Source organism: Nostoc sp., from assembly GCF_036917315.1.
Taxonomy (GTDB): domain Bacteria; phylum Cyanobacteriota; class Cyanobacteriia; order Cyanobacteriales; family Nostocaceae; genus Nostoc.
The window spans coordinates 37,704-58,798 of record NZ_JBALDR010000027.1 but is presented as its reverse complement, the minus strand read 5'-3'; the positions used below and the strand labels follow the sequence as shown (position 1 = coordinate 58,798).

Below are 21,095 nucleotides of genomic sequence, written 5' to 3'. Positions count from 1 at the left end.
CGAGTGCGTGTCTAGTAGGCATTTATCCAAAGTTTCAAAACTTTGGATAGATGTTTCGGGTATATACAGCTAATTTCAAGTTGATGAAGTACACAAGCTGTCAAGTCTTGTTTGCGTCTCTTGCTAATGCGATCGCTTCTTTTTTTGTCGAGAAGCGATCGCAGTGCTTATTTTAGAGTCGCAGATAAGATAAGAGAGTAATATGCTCCTAACACACAAGTAGCAATGACCTCAACCCTGCGGAAATTTCCCCGTCTCAATGCTCCGACGCTGCACAAGTTGCCCAATGGTTTGACAATCATTGCCGAGCAAATGCCAGTTGAAGCCGTAAACCTCAACTTGTGGATAAAAGTTGGCTCTACTGTAGAACCTGATGCCATTAACGGTATGGCTCACTTTTTAGAACACATGATTTTTAAAGGAACAGAACGACTGGCAAGTGGCGAGTTTGAACGTCGAATTGAAGAACGGGGTGCTGTCACCAATGCCGCTACTAGCCAAGACTATACTCATTACTATATAACTACTGCCCCCAAAGATTTTGCCGAGCTTGCGCCACTACAAATAGATGTAGTATCGAACGCGAGTATTCCTGATGATGCTTTTGAACGCGAGCGATTGGTAGTTTTAGAAGAAATTAGGCGTTCAGAAGATAATCCCCAACGGCGTACATATAGGCGGGCGATGGAGACAGCTTTTGATCGTCTACCCTATCGCCGTGCAGTATTGGGGCCAGAATCGGTGATTGCCGGACTTAAACCCCAGCAGATGCGAGATTTTCATGCTAATTGGTATCAACCCCAGTCAATTACGGCTGTGGCTGTGGGCAATTTGCCCGTGGAAGAATTAATTGCAACTGTTGCGGAAGGATTTACAAAAGCCACTAAAACTCCCCACTCTCCACTCCCGTTCGGCTACGCTACTTCGACTACGCTCAGTACAAGTCACGGCAAGCCTACTCCTCACTCCTCACTAAATCCTGAGTCACCATTTACAGAAATTGTTCGTCGAGAATTTATCGATGAAAGTCTGCAACAAGCAAGGCTAGTAATGGTTTGGCGGGTTCCAGGAATGACTCAGTTAGATCGTACCTATGGATTGGATGTTTTAGCCGGAATTTTAGGACACGGACGCACATCAAGACTAGTGAGGGATTTACGGGAAGAACGGGGATTAGTTTCTTCAATTTCTGTGAGCAACATGAGCAACGAGCTACAAGGGGTATTTTATATTTCAGCTAAATGCGCAGTAGAAAATTTACCAGTTGTAGAGAATGCGATCGCTCAACACATTGGCAAACTACAAACAGAGTTGATAACAGAATCAGAAATTGCTCGTATACGGCAGCGAGTAGCTAACAGATTTATATTTGGTAACGAAACACCAAGCGATCGCTCTGGGTTGTATGGTTATTATCAATCTTTGGTGGGAGATTTGGAACCCGCCTTTAACTACCCAGCGATAATTCAGAGCCAAGATGCAACAGACTTGATGCAAGCAGCCAAAGAGTATCTATCTCCTGAAGCTTATGGTGTAATTTTCGTCAAGCCGTAAATTAAAAATTAGGAATAAGGCAGGGGAAGAATAATTAATCAATAATTAATTATTCTTCCCCTGCCTCCCCTGCTCCCCTGCCCCCCTGCTCCCCTGCTCCCCTGCTCCCCTGCCCCCCTGCTCCCCTGCTCCCCTGCTCCCCTGCCCCCTCATCCCCCACTCCCCAATTTAATCATGTGGACTCAAATCGACACCCATATTAGCCAGGTGACTGGCGAAAAATTCCAGAGTCAGCAACGGCGATCGGTTGGTGGCGGGTGTATCAACCAAGGTTATGCTGTCTCTAATGGTGAGATAACCTACTTCGTCAAACAAAACCTTGCATCCCAAGTAGCAATGTTTGAAGCTGAGGCGTTGGGTTTAAAGGAAATGCTAGCAACAGCTAGTATTCGCATCCCCAAACCAATTTGCTGGGGTACTGCTGATAATTCTAGTTACATCGTTCTGGAATGGTTGGAACTTGGTAGCGGTAACAGCAATTCGTGGCTAGAAATGGGACGCAAGTTAGCAGCGATGCATAAAGCTAGCAATAGTCAAGTTTTTGGTTGGAAAATTAACAATACCATTGGTTCCACACCTCAAATTAATACTTGGACAGCAGACTGGACGGAATTTTATATTAAACATCGTCTGGGTTATCAATTTCAGTTGGCAAGGCGGCGGGGAGGTAATTTCCCCAAAGAAGACAAGTTATTAGCAGCTATCCCTGAACTCTTGGCAGATCGTCAAGTGCAACCTTCTTTAGTACATGGCGATTTATGGGGCGGAAATGCTGGGTGTACTGCATCGGGAGAACCTGTAATATTCGATCCAGCAACTTATTTTGCAGATAGAGAAGTTGATATCGCCATGACCGAATTGTTTGGTGGTTTCCCAGCAGCGTTTTATAAAGGTTACAACGAGGTGTTTCCGTTAGATGCAGGCTATGAGCAGAGAAAAACGCTTTATAACCTGTATCACATTTTGAATCACTTCAATTTATTTGGGGGTAGTTACGATTCGCAAGCCAATAGGATGATTGACCAGATTTTACGATAAGGGATGCGGATTGTGGTTGATTGACTTTTTTGGTTGATTACTTTGTCCTGGTGTCACAGACTCGATCGCGAGATTGATGCTATTTTATTTTTGCACAAACTCCTTTATCCTAATCGCATACAAGCTATGACACTCAATTTATATTTACTGCGACATGGAGAAACTACTTTTAGTCAAAGTGGTAATTTCTGCGGTGAAACTGATGCGGAGTTGACTTCTGAAGGTATGCAGATGGCATCCGCTTTTGCCGATGTTTATCAACAATTGAAGTGGGAAGGGGTTTATGTTAGCCCGATGAAGCGCGCAATTGCAACTGCCAAGCCATTTTGTGATGCTATCGGTATAGATATGCAGTTGCGTGACGGACTTAGAGAAGGTAGTTACGGCGAATGGGAAACTAAGAGTAAATCGTTTGCCCAAAAGAATTACGCAGAAAACTATGTTAAATGGGTGACAGAACCAGCTTGGAATGCACCACTAGGTGGAGAAACTGCGGTAGATATTGCTAACCGTTCTATGCCTGTAATTGCTGAAATTCAAGAAAAACATCCCCAAGGTAATGTTTTAGTAGTTTCTCATAAAGCTACGATTCGGATTATGCTTTGCAGTTTACTGGGTATTGATTTGGGACGCTATCGCTATCGGGTGAATATTTTGGTCGCGTCGGTAAGTATGGTGAAATTTGACGTTAATGGCCCTTTATTAGAAATATTAGGCGATCGCCATCATATACCCGATCGCATTCGCTCTCGTCCGGGAACATAATAGTCTCTTAGGGACTTGCAAAAAATAAATTATCCCAAATTATTTCTAGATTTGTAGGGGCGTAAGGCCTTGCGCCCCTACAATTGGATATTTTTTTAACTGGAAGGCGCTGCTTCGCCCGCCTTAATAGCAATCGCGTGGGTTGACAAAGCTCTCAGTAAATAGGAAATTAATTTGATCGATTATGAGGATTTCTGCCTTGCCGAACCGATCTATTTTCATAGGTTCTTGCCTAATATAGGCAAGATGCCTATCCCACAAGACTTAACTCCTGGTTTCAATATCGTATAACTGGCAGAGGGTGAGGAGTTTTTGTTTGAGGCGATCGCGCACATTCTCTGGTAATATCACTACACAATCTGGCGCATACTGCATCACTTCCCGTATAAACCAAAATGTACTCGATACTCGCCTAATCACTCGTCGAACTTTTGGTTTATCTGATAGCCATTCATGGATATCATCTTCTGGTTTAGCTTGATAAGCAAAAGCCAAATTTGCTAATAAGTGCATTTCTACTTTTATCTCATCCAAATTAGTACGCCACTCACCGGAAATTGAAGTCACCGCCGCATCCGTAATTCGGTCTAATCGCAAACTCCAGTTGTGAACCAGTTCTGGGATATCAAAGTTTCCTTCTGTCTCTTCGCACCAGCAATCAAGATATTGTCGCTTTTCATGGGGTGCTGCTTTGGCGTGGCGAACCGTAAAATTTAATAAACGTCCAGTTGCATCTTGATAGGAAAGCTGAAAGGGCTGTTCGCGCAAGATATAGCGGTCTATTTCTAAGCGCCAAGGTGGGGGCAAATTCTCTAAGAAACGTTCGATTTCGTCCCGCAGTGGTAATGATAGTTCGCTGCGTTCGAGAAGTAAGTTTGCAATGATTTGAGCTTGTTCAATTTGCCCGATATCTGTCAACGCATTGATACAGCGATGTAATGCCCTGATGCGTGGTTCTTTCCAATCGTTATTGTTACCGATGAGTAACTTACGTTGAGCGATCGCTTTAATTAACTTGGAGATATTAGGCTGCTCCTCTCCCCACATCATACCGAATTCACGAGCGATCGCTTCTAGCTCGGCTTTATCACGTTCTGATATCGACAGTGTAATAGATTGACCTTTTCGACTCATATTTTATACGGACACTTTTATACGGATATATCTTGGCAACTTCTATTTTGCATGGCATTATAGGGAATAACAACGAGTTACGGACAGTTTTTAAGTAAATTGAAAAACTCGCACCATTGGTGCGAGAAATAGGCTGGAGATGTTTTATACCCATCTAAAAACTGCAACCAATGGTTGCAGAAATTTGTAAGTGGTATTTCTTAGCACATATATAAAAACTGCCGCCATTGGTGGCAGAAATTGCTTGAATTCATAAGTTTGTCATTCTTTCAACATAGCAATTTAGATAAACTAAGCATTTACAAGGAATTTCCAAGGATATGTCCGAAAATTACAGCATAAATCTCAAACCTGTCTATTCTCAAACCGTTAACACACCTAACGGGGTGAAATTACCTAAAGATTGGTCGCTTTCTTGGCATCAAGCAGAAACCTATCAAGCATTACAAGATCCAAATATTGATGTTGTCTTCAATAGAGCGATAACAGGCGATGGTAAAAGTTTGGCTGCTTATTTGTCAGCGATGACAAATCGCACGTACACTTTAGCAATGTATCCCACAAATGAACTTGCACGAGATCAAGAAAAACAGGTTCAAGGATACAAAGATAAATTTAAACCCAAGTACGAACCTCAAATTAATCGCTTAAATGCGGCTATTTTGGAAAAATATATAGCTACTGGTAAGCTGTCTTCCAAACGAGATGGCATAGAAGATTTTTCTACTAACTATGAAATTCTACTGACGAACCCTGATATTTTCCATTACATCCATAATTTTTACTACTTGAGAGGAAAGATAGATAATCCTGACAGGTTATTCAGAGGTATAGATGAAAATTATAAATTATTTATCTATGATGAATTTCATATATTTTCATCGTCACAAATAGCTAGTGTTATCAATACAATACTTTTAATTAAACACACTGGCGATAATCATAAAAAATTTCTCTTCCTTTCTGCTACACCTAACGAATTGTTAAAGACTTTTCTAGAAAAGGCTCAACTTAGATATAAAGAAATTGCTCCAGATGCTGTTGGAGCTTACAAATTTTCATCAGATGATTCAACCGATGGGTGGCGGCAGATTAGTCAACCTATTAACTTATGCTTTGCTCAAGGAATAGAGTCTAATCTTAGTTCTAGCTATAAATGGATAGAAGAAAATGCTGAAACGGTGATTTTAAAGTTTTTTCAAGACTATCCTAACAGCAAAGGTGCAATTATTTTAAATTCCATCGCAGCAGTTAAAAAACTAATAGATAAGTTAAAACCTATTTTTGAACCGCGATGGAAGGTTAGAGAAAATACTGGCTTAACTGGAGAAACAGAAAAGTCTCAATCAGTTGCCGAAGCAGATTTACTTTTGGGTACGTCTACAATTGATGTTGGGGTAGACTTTCGGATTAATTTCTTAGTTTTTGAAACTGCTGATGCGGGAAACTTTATTCAACGATTTGGTAGGGTTGGCAGACATGAAGGTTTTGAAACTTATCAAGCTTATGCTTTAATACCTAACTTTCTTGTTGCAAGGCTATTTGTAGACAAATCTCATCCTTTAGAAGATGGTGAAACTTATGACCGCATTAGTTTTAAAAATGCCATTGATAAATTTTGGACATTTAAAAATCAGTTTGAGCGATATCCTCAGCGATGGGGTGGTATACAGTCAGCTTATATCTATTCAAAGCTGCAAGGAAACTATCATATCAAAGAGAAATATCCAGAGGTAGCTAAGAAATTTGGTACTAGTGTTCAAAATGCTTTGGGAATTAGCATTAAACAGATGAACGCACAGTTTTATCGCTGTCAGAGTGAAGGAAAAACAAAAATTATTGATGAGGCTAGAAGTTTTCGGGGAAGTAGCCAGTTAGATTGTGCAATTTATGACTTAACTAATCCAGATGAGCCAGAAGCAGAAAGATTTAAAATGTATAATCTTCCTGGTATTCTCAATAACTTTATTTTCGAGTTATGGGATAAAAATAGCTTCATGGTAGAAGCCGAGAAAGCTGGAGTAATTACTACTCGCTTTGATAAAGGTTTGTGTTATCTAAAGTTCAAAGGCTATCGGGATGTGCGGGAAGATTGGCACTTCTATTATCCAGGGAATCTGAGAGAATTAGCTAAATCTGGTAAGGTGCAAGTTTTACCAGATAAACAACACGAACTACAAGGTTTAGAGATTTCGCAACGACACGGTTACGGTATCAACCAAATTAGTGATGCTGTGAGTAGACGTAAACTAGTGTGCTTCATTTCAGACCGCGATCGCAACTTTTTACGCGCCACTCTCGGATTACCTATGCATTTTCAAGCTTACCCCCTTACTGACGAGCCAGAAGATAGCCATCCCCGCTACACCATTACTTTTGGACAAGATGCGCTGTTATTGGAAACCTTAACTTGGCATTGGAAGCCAAAGGATGATGAAGGATGGATATGTTAGAACTAGAGGCTATTAGAGGTGAAGCTACATGACTAACAATGATTTGCTTTCTCGTATTTCCATCGATCCGAACATTTGTTTTGGTAAACCGTGCATTCGCGGACATCGTATTTGGGTTTCTCTAATTTTTGATTATTTAGCTGGTGGTACAACAATTGAAGAAGTTCTTGAAGCTTATCCAAGCATAGAAAGAGAAGATGTACTGGCTTGTATCGCCTACGGTGCAGAGATGGCGCGGGATGTTTTTGTGGAACTTCCTTTGACAAAAAAAAAGGAAGCAAGTGCGTGAAATTAAAGCTAGATGAAAATATCGACTTGCGCGTTGTAACTTTATTGCAATTAGCAGGACACGATGTTGCAACAGTACCAGGACAAGGCTTAAGTTCTGCACCCGATCCCGAAGTTATTGATGTTTGTCGCCGTGAGGGTAGATGTTTAGTCACTTGCGATCGCGGCTTTGGAAATCGTCTGAAATATAATCCCTCTAACTATTCAGAAATTGTAATTATTCGTTTACTCTCTCGCTACACATTTGCTGATTGGCGTGAAGCTATTGAAATATTAATCACTGGGCTAGAATCCGCCGATGTGATAGGTAAATTATGGATTATTCAACAAGCAAAAATACTCGAATATCAAGCTATTGAAAGCGAGGAAGCAAATTAATGAACGAATTTGATGATGATTTACCGGAAGAAGTACCAGATTTTGATTCAGGAAAGGATGAAGATGATGAATCGCCTGTCAAACGCGAACTTCTCACAATTCGGTTATTTAAAGAAGCTGTAAAAAAGGCAAAAGGAAATGAAGGCGATCGCATCCTAGAAAAGTTTGCAGATTATGTCTTACCTAATTTAATTCGGCAGTTAGCAGGCGCAACCGCTAAAGGCGGTAAATTCTTTGAAGTCACGATAGAAATTATAAATGCCAAACGCGCAGCCGCAGGTAAAAATCCTGTTCGTAGAGACAACGCTGGCGACCAATCTATACTTGCTCACTTACTTAATGGTCTATTTCCCAGCTATCGGATTTTGAGGAAGTTACAAGCAGAAGGAATAGGCACAAATCCAGTTAAGCGTAATTGTGAAGATTTGCAATCCTCTGTATTTATTGTTTCTTACTTGCTGCATGACTATGAAAAATTCCCTGACTATCGAGATTGGTTAGAACAAAATTTTATCATTCGCAATTGGGAAGAAGAACCACCAAAAAAAGAAGATGCTCCGAACTTGGGACGTGGGTACATTAACAAAAAGATTTTAGATTTTGGCTTATACCACTTACTAGGTGAAGAATGGGAAGAACTTATCGATGACATTATTGAAATTAGCAGCAATGCAGGAGTTAAAAATGATTCAAATTTAGGGTTGATTACTCGTGGATTAAAACCTTCAAATGATGAAAGACTAGATAGCAGAATTAGACAGGTTCTAATTGACTTAGTTTCACTATCTGATTTATTTGCTTCAGTAATTAAACATCCGAGAGATGTAGAAAATGGTCGTTTACCTACATTGCTTGCAAGATTAAGCAATCATCAATTACAACTTACTTATCATTCCCTTTCAGAAAATCGTGGAATTCTCACAAATATTTTCAATAATGCTTTAATTGCAGCACATCCTGAAGATTTTTATACACCCTTACTCTATCTACCTGATGGCGTTGTCTATTTAGCTACTGTTGATGCTCCTCCGATTACAACTGATGGAATTCCTGAACAAGTTATTACCAAAATAAAGTACTTATGTGCAGAGAAACTGAAGGAAAGACAGACAGGTTTTAATCGTGATGGCAAGGGTTTTAAATTTGCAGATTATTACTGGTTATTTTTTGATGTAGTTGAATTAATGGAAGTTAGCATTAATGCTGCTTCTCGGGTACTTCCAGACACAAAACCTGCTTCTGCTGGTAAGCGAGGCGAAAGCTTGCTGAATTATCAAGCACAAGGCGAACTATCAGCACACTTAAATTTACAAATTGCTAATGAAATTCGCATTGATCGCTTGGCAGAATTTGGTGATGTTTTGTGTCGAGGGATTTGGGGTAGTTGGTGCGAAAAAGTTAATGATTGGCAGAAACAGCTAACAAAAAATCAGAGAAAAAGTATTCCAGATTTGGATTTGACACAAAAGCTAGCTGAATATTTGGAATTGTCAGCAGAAATTCCAGCCGTCAGAGAAATTCAATCTTTGAAAAAAACAGGTGGTGTACCTCTTGATTGGTATTACCTAGCAGCAAAATACTTTCGTAATCATTCAGGATTAAGCTTTGCTCAAATTCTGAAAATTATGAAAGGAATGGTAAATCATATTGCTGCTTTTATTAGACCAATTTTAGCAGAGTTTCAGGATATGCCCGATGGCTGGGATGACTTAAAAACTTATGTCAATCAAGTTATTTTTTTACCAACAGGCGCAGTTATAGAACCAAACCCAGACTCATTTTTAGTTGAACTTAAACGCTATAATGCCGCCAAAATTACAGGTAGAGGACGAGAAAACGTTTGTGCAATTTCTAGTTCTTCATATACTGTAACTGAACAGATGGAATCAGCGACTTTATTTGCTCCTCAAGTCTACAGTAATCGTCAGATTTTATTTAATGCTCAAGCTGCTAAACGGCAAATTTGCTCAATTTGGTCAATTGAAATTATGTTGAGACAAATTTTGATGAACCAAACAAATGCCGTAGGAGCAGATTTTGAAGGACGCAAATATCGTTATCTCTACCTTTATCCAACTTACTTTTTTACCCCAGAAACCAATAAATTTTTGCAAAAGGCTTACAATCAATTTTCTCGAACTCGGTTTGATGCCGAAATGCGTAAGCATTTTATCGCAGAAAATCAAGTTGCAAAGTTTCAAATTGATGATTATCAAAAAGTTGATTCTCTCTTGATTAAAGAAAATCTAAAACCAGAAGATGATCGCACTTTCAAAATTAGCTTTCCAGAACATGAAACTCTGACATTTTTCTTTTTAGGCTTACCGCCTGGAAGAGAGGCTACAGATACAGAATCTTGGGTAACACCCGCTTGGTTAGCATTAGCGTTACCGCTTGTTCTCGATGTGAAAGTCGTAGCATCAGAATCACCTGTACCACCTTTCATTAGTGGTGCTGATTTTGAACAAACAGTTTTAATTGATGGAGAACATCAAGCGATTCGTTCTTTGATTCAAAAAGATAACTATCGTTTAGATAGCATTCTACCTCGTAGTTCAGAAAATCGTGAATTTTCTCCCCTCAATACTCTCACTGCTGCTTATTCTATTCACTTGGAAGTTAACCGTAAAAAAGATGGCGATCCAGATTGGGGAAAGTTAGCAGATTTGGCACGAGATTTAGAAACCAGTCCCCTCTATGTCTTCCATTACCTTAATAAATGGTTGCGAAAGCAAGACAAAATTGATTCTGTACCTATGGCGAAAGTTCGCCTATACTTGGATTTTTATCACTATTTTGAACCAGAAGGAAAAGCTGTGAATCAACTGCGTAAGTTAACAGAACTCTACCGTCGTTTTTATCGTTCTAAAAGTCAATATGCCAAAGCTAATGCAATTCTCAAACCAATTGATGAAGCTGCTGATGTAATTTTGAAAATTGATAAATCTATGGCTAGTGACACTGATTCTTTAATAGATGTGGTAGCGGCTCGTCTAGCCAAGCTGATGAACAATGTGCGACGGAGAGCGGCTGAAGGAAAACCAACATTAACTTTAATTGATGGTAAGTGGAAACCTGCCTTAACTTCCGAAGAAGAACGTCAAGCAGTTTATGAGTTCTCTAAGTATTTTGTAAAAGAAATATTTGAGGGAAGCTTTAAAAGCGATCGCGCACGTTTAGCAGGTACTCAACTCAATTTAATTAGAGATACCTGTGAATACCTTTATCGTCTAGCAGATGATGAAGAACGTAAAGCACGTCCGCAAGATGAACCTGATGATATTCCTGAATTAGAACTTGAAGCATCAGTCTAATTTATTCTTTTTTTCCAAATAACTAAATCGGAGCAATCAAATCATGAAATTCTTGAAAACACTCGATTCTAAATTTTTTCACGATGTAATCCCTGCTAAACCAATGGGAAAATATGTTCATTTCATTACTATTCGTGTTACAGAATCTTATCCTTTATTTCAGACAGATGGCGAACTAAATAAAGCAAGAGTACGTGCTGGAATTGAAAACAAAGAACCTATTAGTCGCTTGGTAATGTTTAAGCGCAAGCAGTCTACACCAGAACGTTTAACAGGTAGAGAATTATTACGTAACTACAAAATTGGTGACTGGGAAAAATGCGACTACAACGTAGATTTCAGCAAAACTACTCCTGATTGTATTCTCTACGGTTTTGCTATTGGTGATTCTGGTTCTGAGAAATCTAAAGTAGTTGTAGACACAGCTTACTCTATTACACCCTTTGATGATTCTCATCTTAACTTTACCCTCAATGCACCTTTTGAAAATGGGACAATGAGCCGTCAAGGGGAAGTAACCAGCCGTATTAATAGTCAAGATCATATCTTACCTCAAGTCTTTTTTCCCAGTATTGTCACGCTCAAAGATCCCACTGAAGCTGGATTTCTTTACGTTTTCAATAATATTCTCAGGACACGCCATTACGGAGCGCAGACTACCCGTACTGGTAGAGTGCGTAATGAGTTAGTTGGAGTCATTTTCGCTGATGGTGAGATTGTTAGTAATCTTCTCTGGACACAAAAGATATATGACGTAATGAGCAATGCAACTCCAAAGCAAATTAATCCTCCCGATCCGCTCAATGAAGACGAGGTTTTAGAGGCGGCTACACAAGCAATTACTGCTCTAATGTCTCAAGAGTGCATTTCTCATACTGATTTTGTTGGTGCATCCTTCACACAACTTTTGAGTGAAGTGAAATCTATCACCAGTGATGAAACTCGATTGCAAGAAATGTTGAGTCAAGCAAATGCGGAATCATCTGTTTATGCTCAAACATGGATTATTAAATCAGGTAAGAAAGACGCGAAGAAAGATCCCAAGGGTAATAAGAAAGCTGCTGCTGTAGCGGAGTAAGCAATATGGTGTTTATTTACCGTTGTCAAATAGAACTTCATGACAGCCTCTATTACGCAACTCGTGAAATCGGGCGATTGTATGAAACAGAGGCAATTATTCACAATTATGCTCTCTGTTATGCGTTGGGTTTAGTTGATAGCAAAACCTACTCTACTACCGTTGCTGAAGAACATTCCTATCGCTACTTTTGTCCTGAACAAGTGCCAAAATATGAGGAGCATTTAACGCCACTCAATCAACAGGAAATTTATGTAACTCCGGCGCGATCGCTCAATCATTCTTCCATCCTCAACACCTGGAAGTATGCTAACAATAACTACCATGTTGAAATGGAAAAAATACAGAAAAATATCCCTAGTTTTGGCAGAGCAAAGGAAATAGCACCAGAAAGTCTATTTGAGTTTTTTCTCATATCTCAAAAAGAACTCAAACTACCAAAGTGGATTCGCTTGGGTAAATGGATGAGCAAAGCCGAAGTGACGGTTGAACCATTACCGAAACATAAAATTTATGAAGGTATATTCACTTGTACACATCCATTAAATCCGTTAGATGTCATGTTCACGAATCAAGTGATTAGCTATGATGTTGTGAATATGCCTCCAGTCAGTCTAATTCAGAATGTCCAAATTCGAGGTCAATACTATCAATTTGATGGCATTCAAAATTTAAAAATTCCAGTTCGGATAGAATATCGTTTTCGGAGTTAATCACTTCCCAAAACCTTTAGCACGGCTTTTATTGTTTCGAGGCTCTATCGTCATTAACTCGGCTTTAAAACCTCTGGAATCTTGCAACATTAGCTTACGTATTCGCTGGCGTTGGTAAGCCTGTACTTCAGCAGCTAGAGAATGATTAGGATCAATTTTTAGGTGAGTAATAGAAGAAATATATTGTTCTTTACTTTCGGGATTATTTGGCTCTTTTACTCCGCACATAATCCCGCCTTCATCTCCTGAATAGCCAACGGAATCAATCTCAAATTCTCTGTCTGGATCGGCGTTTACTCCTTTTTGCTTTAATGTCTTTAAAAACTCCTTCCCGGCTCGTGCTTTAATGGGTAAGTTCTCTTTAAGTTTTTCAGTTAGTGCCTTTGCTGCATTGTAATCATCAATTCTCATTGGTCTTTCTCGCTATGTAGTTTTTCTCACTTAAAAGAATACTACTATCATCACTCGATAGTCTTTAAAATTTTAGATACCACATTCAGCGATCGCTCCTCTATCCCCAGTGAAACATTACCAGCAACAATCCAACGCCTTCCCCAGCGATTACCTAAACAACTTGTGGGGAGAAATCCAAGCTTGTCCTTACTTCGCTATCAACAACCTCAACCGCGATTTTGTCGCCACTAAAGGATTTTCTGTAGTATTTCAGCGTTCTGGATTAGCAAAAGTAGAACAGCAGTTTCCCTACTTCAAGCCTTATCTCGATTTGGCTCTCCAGCCGAGTTGTAATGCTTTTTACCTCAATCCTTTGCAGCTAAAAGAAGGCTCCCGTGTCGATCCGCATATCGATCGCTCCTTACGTTCCTACTCCAAAACCATTGAACCGCCTGCGGTTGTGAGTGTTCTCTATGTGCGCGTACCTGCGGATATGGAAGGGGGAGAACTGGTATTGCGATCGCACAAACGCCAACTTGGGCAAATTAAGCCCCAATTCAATACTTTAGTTTATTTTCAAGGTGATTTAACCCATTCTGTTAACGCTGTCAAAACTCCAGGAAATCGCCTAAGTCTCGTTTGTGAACAGTATAGTTTGAGTGATGCTGAACTCCAGGAAATTCCTGAGTTTACTGTAGAGTCAAGAAGCACTCAGTCTACAACCAAAAAGAGAAAGTATGCCTCATAGTTTAGTGTTGAATTTGCTACCCCAATCGCCCATTCCACCACAGTATCTTACAGGTAGACATCTCCACGCCCTATTTTTAACCCTTGTTAGTTCTGTAGATAGCACATTAGGCGATCGCTTGCACGATTCCACCGCAGATAAAGCTTTCACCCTCTCCCCTTTACAAATTAATTCCCTTTTGAAGGGAGGTAAAGGGGGATCTAAATTGCAATACTCACATCAACAACCCATTCCCGCCGGAACTCCTTGTTGGTGGCGCATCTCTTTATTAGATGACACTTTATTTGGCAAACTTACCCAACTCTGGCTAAATCTTAATCCCAATCGCCCTTGGCATCTTGGCCCGGCTGACTTGTATATTACCAGTATTCAAGGCACACCCCAATCTATTCAACCTTGGGCAAATGCCAGCACTTATGCTCAATTATACGAAGAAGCTAGCAATAGCAATTCTTCCATAAATCTTACCTTTTCCACGCCTACCGCCTTTCGTCAAGGACAGTATGATACTACTCTTCCTACCAGAGAATCTGTTTTTAATTCCCTACTTTCGCGGTGGAATAAGTACAGTGGCATAGAATTTACTCAGATTGCCATTGAGTCAATATTTCCTTCTTTTGTCAACATTCACACAGAAATATTAGCAGACTCTCGTAGTAAATTTATTGGCATTATTGGCGAAGTTAACTACAAGATTTTGGGGGCAATTGAACCCATACAAATTAAGCAACTTAATGCTTTAGCTGATTTTGCTTTGTATGCAGGAATTGGTCGCAAAACAACTATGGGAATGGGAATGACACGGCGGCGATATTCTCCATAATTTTAATAATCATTTAAAACTACCTCAATTATGAACCAAACCGAATATATTTCCATTGCGGCATTGAATCAATATGCCTATTGTCCTCATCGTTGAGGACAATAAGATTGCTACAATGTTTGAGAATCAGTTACCTAAAAAACTGGAATCCACATTTTGAGCATTAATTGAGCATTATGGTAAACAGTAGTAAAACGCCAACTGGTAAATCAAAAAAAGGTCAAGTAGCCGTCAGGGTAGACTCAGGGAGTGTCAAGGCTTGCTTCCCTAGAAGTTATTGCAACAAGGGTCAAATAAAGCTAGCAACAGGTATCTCACTAATGGACGGCTGGGAAAGCAAGGCTAGCCAGTTGCAAAGACGATTGCAGATAGAACTTGAGGATGGGAAGCTTGATGATGGGCAAGGAAATTTTGACCTGGGAAGATATCAGGAGATTTTGAAGGAGTACGGGTTACAAGCAAAATTAAGGATATCTAGGGAGCCTGCAACGTCAGATAACCAATTACCACCCAAGCCTGAACTATCCCTAATGGAAGTATGGGATATGTATTGTTCGTTCAGAAGAGAGAGTCTTTCAGAAACCGTATATCAATTAAAATTCAGAGGCGAGTATTTACGCGCTATTAAAAAATCTCTCGCTGAGGTTGGTGAGCAACCCTTAGAAGTGCGTAGCTGGCTATTAAGGAATTACAGTCATTCAACGGTTAAACGAATTCTGTCTTGTTTATCAGAAGCTTACAGATTGGCTATCAAGCAAAAGATGACCACGCAGAATCTTTTTGATGGACTGGCAGAAGACATCAATACCAAGACTAGGAGCAATCGCACTATTGACCAAAACAAGGAAGTAGAAAATGACGATGATGTACTAGACACGAGCAAGGCTTACACATGGGAGGAAGCGCAAGAGATACTAAAATACATTCAAAGCGATAACAATAGGGTCAAGCATTACTACAATCTTATTAAATTTAAGTTTCTCACAGGGTGTAGAACGGGTGAAGCGATTGCTATTTGGTGGACAGATATCGAATGGAATAGAGAAAGGATACTGTTGAGGAGAAACTACAACAATCGCCTTAAAATCTATAAGTCTACCAAGAACGACACAATACGCATGTTCCCCATGCCTAAAGATGGTGAATTATGGAATCTCTTAAAATCTATTCCACAAGGGGAACCTAACGAAAATATATTCAAAAACAAAGTAGGGAAAGCGATAAACGCTGATTCACTGCAACGTGTATGGCACGGTTATGAGGCATCTCGCAATAAAGGCATTATCCCTGAGTTGATCAAGCTGGGCAAGGTGAAAAAATATCTACCCTGTTACAATACGCGCCATACATTCATTACTCATCAAATATTCGACTTAGGACGAGATGCAGCAATAGTCAACACGTGGTGCGAGCATAGTGACGAGATGTCAAAAAAACATTACAGAGATATTGCAAAATATGCAACACAAATCAACCCTGAGTTACCTGCTAATCAACAAACCCAGCAGCAAACTGAACTCGACCTACTAAAAGAGCAAGTTAGAAAACAGCAAGAGTTAATAGAAAAACTTCTTGAGGATAAAAAGTAAGCACAAAAAAAAGAGGAAGGTTATATACCCTCATAAATAAAGTGCTACTAAGAAGTGTTACTTCTATTAAGAGGGTATGATGCCCTCTTTTTTGTGGCTATTTGACGATTCCGTTTTCGATTATCCTTATTGCATTTTCGTGTGGCTTGTTTAGTCCATTAACTTTAATGAGCTTCTCAATCCTTTTTCTGTAGTCCAATTTATCATCCCCTTGGTACAGTGCTGTGAGCATCCGCAACCCTTGTACGTCGTGAGTCTTGATGCATTCCTTTTCTACTTCTGAGTAGTCCTCATCTGTCACAAGGAACCGTCCAAAATCTAGATAGATGTTCAATGCTTTCTCTGCTATTCGCTTGGCTTCTCGTTTCCCTTGCGGTGCTACCATCTGCCATTTAACTGTCATCACGCCTTTACTAGTAATCTTTTCATCCGTAGCTCTTACTATCCAGCTATCACCGATGTATGGTCGTGCATCCACGACGCAAGGTGATCCGTGGCAACTGAGTGTAAAAAAATCCGTGGTCAAATTTACTTTGTTATCGACCATCATCAAAGCTCCTGTTTGGTACAAGTTGTATGTTTGGATGGGAAACGAATTAATCCTGCCCTACATACCATGCTATATAGGATGCGTTCAATAAATCATTCAACCTAGTGGATTTCTCTACTCAAAGCTTACTAGTTGTTTGTCGTAATGCCAAATATTTAGAATCCAGAAAACAACAAGATAGGTATACCCCTTCGTAGAAAGTGTTACTCCAAAGTAACACTCTGACTAACACTAAAACTGTTACTTTGAAGTGTTAGTTTGATGGGAGGGTATACCTACGTATCGTTTTATTGGGAAGATTATGAATAGCAGTCGCCTAAAAACTGTGAACACGTCTCAAGCACTCTGTTTGGTTCACGAGAGGAAGTCTTAAGACATCCATACCCCACAAAACTTATCAGCAATGACTCGTGGCTGCGATCGCACCAAAGCTCAATGCAATAAAAAGTTCTCTAAGACCTTAAGGTATTAGAAAACTTTCTACGCTAGACACTGTAAAATTACGTCTACAACTTATGAGCGGCATCGACTATTTAAACGTTCGCAAAGCACAGCAGTACAGGGTATACCTCCCGTGAAAGTGTTAGTCTGGGCTAACATAAAAAGTGTTAGTCAGAGTGTTAGTTTGAAGTGTTAGTTTGTGAGCAAGGGTATACCTCACACCACTTAATCACCGCTTCCCAGAATGCTTTACTTCCACCACGAACGCTTAAGTCTCTATCACACGCTAGATTAAAGGCGTTGCGTTCTGAAATCCTATCTCTTATATCAGAGGATTTAAAATACTTGCTTATAGCTTCCATAGATTGACTAGGAGCGTAGGCTTGCTTGAAGGCTAGTAATGCTTGTTCTTTCAGTGCGAGATTTTTACTGCAAGCGGTTTTTGCGTTAGTTGCGACAACTTCGGTTAAATCATTTGCCGATTGCTTCTCATCTCGCTCCTGACTTGATGCCATTATACAGGCAGTGTTGTCACAATACATTGATGCATAATCGCAAGCCGCAGGTAATCCACTTGTGTTGCTAGAGTTTAGGAAGTTGGTAGTGTTGCTGTGTGGTAGTGCTATCATGATGTTGATTATTAGATATTTTTGTTTTGTTTTCCCTTTGATAGCTGGTAACTACCAAAGGGATGTTTGAGTTAACAGACAAAATCAATCGTTTACAAGACTTACTGAGGAATTGCAGCCCTAGTAAGTCTTTCTTGTTTGGTGTAAATGTTGCCGAGAAATTGATATTTGACCCTAGTCAGCACTCAGAAAATGCTCACTTACTTAATGCTCGATGCTGACGCACAAACGATTTTCAGCTACATCAGCGAAATGCCCACCGATATGAGAATCTAGTAACCGTCCATCTCTTGTAGCCTTTGTAATTGCTATAGCAAAACTCCATTTACTGCCTTCACAGTCGATACGACAAGTCTGACCAGTAACAATCCCTGTAAACTCATGCACGATGGAATATTCACCATCTTTCCATTCAACTTGTTGACCAATTTTGTAGAGAGGAGCGGGAATAGAAACGGTGGAAGAATGGACGGTGGCTTGATTAACGGTCATAATAATATGGCTCCTAGCGTAGTCGTTTTACGTGAGTGAGAAGTCGTCATCGTCTGAGTTGGTACCTCATTCGGTGGCGCGTTTTATTGTCGTCATTGAGTGCAATTGAGAACTGATGAAATAACTAGTTGATCTTGTTAGTCAACTTGTGATTCATCTGCTGATTTATTTTCTTCATTGTCTTGTGCGTAAATAGCACTAGCATCAATCCCTAGTTTGTCTAGGAGAACCCTAAGCACAGTAACAAGCTTACGAGCTTGCTCATAGCGCGGGGAAGTACTTTTCTCTTCACAGATTTTTTCCCACTTTGCTACTTCTCTCTCTAGGTCAATTAGAAGTAAATAGATGTCGTCTAGTTTGTCAGCGATAGAGATCGGGACATACTTTTGCATTACCTCTCCGGCATACTTCTTTTTTCTGCCAGCACCGGGTTTTCTTTTGCCTTCTTTTGGCATACCTCTAGGCGTCATAGTTTATTTTTTTTATGTGTACTGGGCATCAACAGCGCTATGGAATCGATTAATCTCTGAATCCCCTGCTGTTGCTTGCTTTTCTTATTCATAACAGACGAATAACAGAGTGTCAATTATTTATAACAGATAAATAAGAAACCAGGCTGAAACGTATACTGTGACGTAGAAAATTCTTTTCTTGCAGGTATTTGCAACTGGGCACGAAAAAAGAGGAGATAGTACCTTTGACATAGGCAAGTCAGAAAAATACCCAACAAAAAAGCGCCACCAACTGATAGCGCTCCGACATGAATAGTTTTGTTAAATGCTTGTAGAGTAAACAGGCTCTATTTTTTCCTTATCTTGACTCACTACAACGACTACCTTATAGGTAAGAACTTGAAAATGGATGTCTTGTTTGTCAACTACTTTGACTCCTCTTTCAGGTAGAGAATAAGTCTCTAGTCGCCTATCGTTCCCCTTTTCAGCCAGTTCAGCATTAAGTCTAAGTTGCGCTTTTCTAGCAGAGTGCAGAAAGATCACCAAAAACTTGCAAACACTAATACCTTCTGGTAATTCTGCCATAGAGGCAATGTATTTAGATATTTCTTTGTTTGTACATCTTGCACTTATTTGCTTAAGCGTTAAATCCAGCATTACACCCATGATGCTTTCTCTTGTGACAACAGATCAAATAGAACCTTCCCACTAAGTACTAATAAAGCGTCACACTGCAATATTTTATTACTTGACCTCAGCAAGTCATTAAACTGCTGAACACTACATATACAGGACAAGCAAATGAGTAACTTATCAGTTTTCAGTCAGTCTACAGCACTATCTATTTACCAGTCTGACGAAAAATTCCCTGTAGACCTTGATGAGGCTTGGCAGTGGTTGGGATATTCCAGGAAGGACCCCTGTTTAGATGCTATAGAAAAGGCACTTGTAGAAAATGTAGACTTTTCCAGAAGTTGCCGGAAAAGTACTGGAGGTAGACCACGACAGGACGTCAGGCTTTCTATTGAAGGTTTCAAATCACTCGGTATGTTCTCTCAGACAGAACAAGGCAAGGTAATCCGCAAATACTTTTTACAATGCGAACACATAGCAAAACGAGCGATCGCCAACCCTCAAACTCTATTACCACCCAGCAATACCAAACTCACCCAACTTACCGCTGACAGGGATGCTATACAGCACAGAATCAAGGAACTGAAACATTCACTATCTATAGAGGAATCTAAGCTTCAACAGGTATCAGAAGCACTGATAAAGGAGGCAGAGTTATTCAAGGCTGCTTACCCTGAAGTAATGAAGCAATCACTACTGTGTGATGAGATATTGAGAAAAGCACAGGATAACCCCTTCTACCCCTTCCGTTCAAAGTGTTAGTGCAGACTAACAAAAAAAGTGTTACCTACAGTGTTAGTTTGAAGTAACACTTTCCTGGAAAGGGTGCTATATCGTGCCTTGACCGTAACCACCTCAAATTACCTTTCAATCATTTGAGCATTATTTGAACACGAATACTGTGTGTCAAAGATTACTAAAAAACAGCATTTTGTACATAAGAGTGGTGGTTTGAGCATTTAGTGAGCATTTTTAAGACAATAAAAGCTGAAAGTATTGATAATACGTGGTTTCAAGACAAAATCGCTGTTGGCGGATGTTTTGTGCAGGAGAGTTTACCGATAATCAATACACAATTGAAGGTACAACTTTACACGATCGCGTCCACACTACAAGCGATGTACAGCGAGGAGAAACTTGGCAGGTTCGAGCAATTTGGTTGAAGTCTGAGCAATACAAACTCATTGGCAAATCTGATTTAATTGAAGCCGAATCTGGTCAATTTTACCCAGTAGAATACAAACGAGGACGTAAAGGCGAATGGGATAACGATGAGTTGCAAGTTTGTGCCCAAGCCTTATGTTTAGAAGAGATGACAGAACAAGCAGTTAACACTGGATATATCTATTATGCCCACTCCCATCAACGGCAATTAGTAGAGATTAATTCAGAGTTACGGCAAAGTGCGATCGCAACTATTGAATCTGTCACAAATCTCCTAGAAACAGGAGCAATGCCAAAACCAGTTTACAGCAAACGCTGCCAAGGATGTAGTCTTTATTCGCAATGTTTGCCCAAAGCAACTGATAAAGTCAAAAGTTATCAAGAAGTTAATTTTTGAAAATTATCTTGGCTCATAAAATTTCCTACTACATCCACATACCTAACTAACGCGAATTTATCTAAAGTT

General features: G+C 39.8%; 21 protein-coding genes. 14 read left to right on the top strand and 7 right to left on the bottom strand.

Annotated features, from left to right (window positions below):
- Positions 1-225: 225 nt before the first annotated feature.
- The 3 genes from V7K84_RS12285 to V7K84_RS12275 all read left to right on the top strand — a co-directional run bounded on the left by V7K84_RS12285 (position 226) and on the right by V7K84_RS12275 (position 3,357).
- On the top strand, positions 226-1,554 hold the full coding sequence (locus V7K84_RS12285; protein WP_334838363.1) for a M16 family metallopeptidase: 1,329 nt from the start codon (positions 226-228) through the stop codon (positions 1,552-1,554).
- A 174-nt stretch (positions 1,555-1,728) separates the two neighbouring features.
- On the top strand, positions 1,729-2,592 hold the full coding sequence (locus V7K84_RS12280; RefSeq protein ID WP_334838362.1) for a fructosamine kinase family protein: 864 nt from the start codon (positions 1,729-1,731) through the stop codon (positions 2,590-2,592).
- Positions 2,593-2,718: 126 nt separating this feature from the next.
- On the top strand, positions 2,719-3,357 hold the full coding sequence (locus V7K84_RS12275) for a histidine phosphatase family protein (RefSeq protein WP_334838360.1): 639 nt from the start codon (positions 2,719-2,721) through the stop codon (positions 3,355-3,357).
- A 264-nt stretch (positions 3,358-3,621) separates the two neighbouring features.
- Here the strand turns inward: V7K84_RS12275 and V7K84_RS12270 are convergent, their stop codons facing one another.
- Positions 3,622-4,491 carry a WYL domain-containing protein gene (locus tag V7K84_RS12270; RefSeq protein ID WP_334838358.1) on the bottom strand — a complete coding sequence of 290 codons (870 nt, stop codon included), beginning with the start codon at positions 4,489-4,491 and terminating at the stop codon, positions 3,622-3,624.
- Between the two features lie 320 nt (positions 4,492-4,811).
- Here V7K84_RS12270 and cas3 point away from each other — a divergent pair, with 320 nt between their 5' ends.
- The 6 genes from cas3 to cas5d are packed head-to-tail and all read left to right on the top strand — an operon-like array spanning position 4,812 to position 12,715.
- Positions 4,812-6,944, top strand: a complete 2,133-nt coding sequence (gene cas3, locus V7K84_RS12265; RefSeq protein ID WP_334838356.1) for a type I-D CRISPR-associated helicase Cas3' — start codon at positions 4,812-4,814, stop codon at positions 6,942-6,944.
- A 28-nt stretch (positions 6,945-6,972) separates the two neighbouring features.
- Positions 6,973-7,233, top strand: coding sequence for a DUF433 domain-containing protein (locus V7K84_RS12260; RefSeq protein ID WP_334838355.1), 261 nt, complete (start codon positions 6,973-6,975; stop codon positions 7,231-7,233).
- Positions 7,230-7,610, top strand: coding sequence for a DUF5615 family PIN-like protein (locus tag V7K84_RS12255; RefSeq protein ID WP_334838354.1), 381 nt, complete (start codon positions 7,230-7,232; stop codon positions 7,608-7,610). Before V7K84_RS12260 ends, V7K84_RS12255 begins: the two co-directional genes overlap by 4 nt.
- Positions 7,610-10,924 carry a type I-D CRISPR-associated protein Cas10d/Csc3 gene (gene cas10d / locus V7K84_RS12250; RefSeq protein ID WP_334838352.1) on the top strand — a complete coding sequence of 1,105 codons (3,315 nt, stop codon included), beginning with the start codon at positions 7,610-7,612 and terminating at the stop codon, positions 10,922-10,924. The genes V7K84_RS12255 and cas10d overlap by 1 nt, the downstream gene beginning before the upstream one ends.
- Positions 10,925-10,967: 43 nt before the next feature.
- Positions 10,968-12,002, top strand: a complete 1,035-nt coding sequence (gene cas7d / locus V7K84_RS12245) for a type I-D CRISPR-associated protein Cas7/Csc2 (protein ID WP_334838350.1) — start codon at positions 10,968-10,970, stop codon at positions 12,000-12,002.
- A gap of 5 nt (positions 12,003-12,007) precedes the next feature.
- Positions 12,008-12,715 (top strand): type I-D CRISPR-associated protein Cas5/Csc1, encoded by a 708-nt coding sequence (gene cas5d, locus V7K84_RS12240; RefSeq protein WP_334838349.1) that lies wholly within the window; start codon positions 12,008-12,010, stop codon positions 12,713-12,715.
- On the opposite strand, the gene V7K84_RS12235 is transcribed toward cas5d, so the two are convergent.
- Positions 12,716-13,126, bottom strand: coding sequence for a hypothetical protein (locus V7K84_RS12235; protein WP_334838347.1), 411 nt, complete (start codon positions 13,124-13,126; stop codon positions 12,716-12,718).
- A 109-nt stretch (positions 13,127-13,235) separates the two neighbouring features.
- Here V7K84_RS12235 and V7K84_RS12230 point away from each other — a divergent pair, with 109 nt between their 5' ends.
- The 3 genes from V7K84_RS12230 to V7K84_RS12220 all read left to right on the top strand — a co-directional run bounded on the left by V7K84_RS12230 (position 13,236) and on the right by V7K84_RS12220 (position 16,268).
- Positions 13,236-13,856: a 2OG-Fe(II) oxygenase gene (locus V7K84_RS12230; RefSeq protein ID WP_292847330.1), complete on the top strand. Its 621-nt coding sequence runs from the start codon at positions 13,236-13,238 to the stop codon at positions 13,854-13,856.
- Positions 13,846-14,679 (top strand): CRISPR-associated endoribonuclease Cas6, encoded by an 834-nt coding sequence (gene cas6, locus V7K84_RS12225; RefSeq protein WP_334838345.1) that lies wholly within the window; start codon positions 13,846-13,848, stop codon positions 14,677-14,679. Before V7K84_RS12230 ends, cas6 begins: the two co-directional genes overlap by 11 nt.
- A gap of 176 nt (positions 14,680-14,855) precedes the next feature.
- Positions 14,856-16,268 (top strand): tyrosine-type recombinase/integrase, encoded by a 1,413-nt coding sequence (locus tag V7K84_RS12220; protein ID WP_334838343.1) that lies wholly within the window; start codon positions 14,856-14,858, stop codon positions 16,266-16,268.
- 97 nt (positions 16,269-16,365) lie between these two features.
- Here the strand turns inward: V7K84_RS12220 and V7K84_RS12215 are convergent, their stop codons facing one another.
- The 5 genes from V7K84_RS12215 to V7K84_RS12195 form a co-directional block, all read right to left on the bottom strand.
- Positions 16,366-16,818 (bottom strand): hypothetical protein, encoded by a 453-nt coding sequence (locus V7K84_RS12215; RefSeq protein ID WP_334838341.1) that lies wholly within the window; start codon positions 16,816-16,818, stop codon positions 16,366-16,368.
- A 620-nt stretch (positions 16,819-17,438) separates the two neighbouring features.
- Positions 17,439-17,888 (bottom strand): hypothetical protein, encoded by a 450-nt coding sequence (locus V7K84_RS12210; protein WP_334838339.1) that lies wholly within the window; start codon positions 17,886-17,888, stop codon positions 17,439-17,441.
- Between the two features lie 204 nt (positions 17,889-18,092).
- Positions 18,093-18,380 (bottom strand): hypothetical protein, encoded by a 288-nt coding sequence (locus V7K84_RS12205; RefSeq protein WP_334838337.1) that lies wholly within the window; start codon positions 18,378-18,380, stop codon positions 18,093-18,095.
- 137 nt (positions 18,381-18,517) lie between these two features.
- The gene (locus tag V7K84_RS12200; protein WP_334838336.1) at positions 18,518-18,835 is read right to left on the bottom strand and encodes a hypothetical protein; all 318 of its coding nucleotides are present in this window, start codon (positions 18,833-18,835) and stop codon (positions 18,518-18,520) included.
- A gap of 318 nt (positions 18,836-19,153) precedes the next feature.
- Positions 19,154-19,498, bottom strand: coding sequence for a hypothetical protein (locus tag V7K84_RS12195; protein WP_334838335.1), 345 nt, complete (start codon positions 19,496-19,498; stop codon positions 19,154-19,156).
- Between the two features lie 135 nt (positions 19,499-19,633).
- Between V7K84_RS12195 and V7K84_RS12190 the strand changes: the two genes are divergently transcribed.
- Together V7K84_RS12190 and cas4 are read left to right on the top strand one after the other, a co-directional pair.
- The gene (locus V7K84_RS12190; RefSeq protein ID WP_334838334.1) at positions 19,634-20,227 is read left to right on the top strand and encodes a hypothetical protein; all 594 of its coding nucleotides are present in this window, start codon (positions 19,634-19,636) and stop codon (positions 20,225-20,227) included.
- A gap of 274 nt (positions 20,228-20,501) precedes the next feature.
- On the top strand, positions 20,502-21,026 hold the full coding sequence (gene cas4 / locus V7K84_RS12185) for a CRISPR-associated protein Cas4 (protein WP_334838431.1): 525 nt from the start codon (positions 20,502-20,504) through the stop codon (positions 21,024-21,026).
- Positions 21,027-21,095 lie beyond the last annotated feature (69 nt).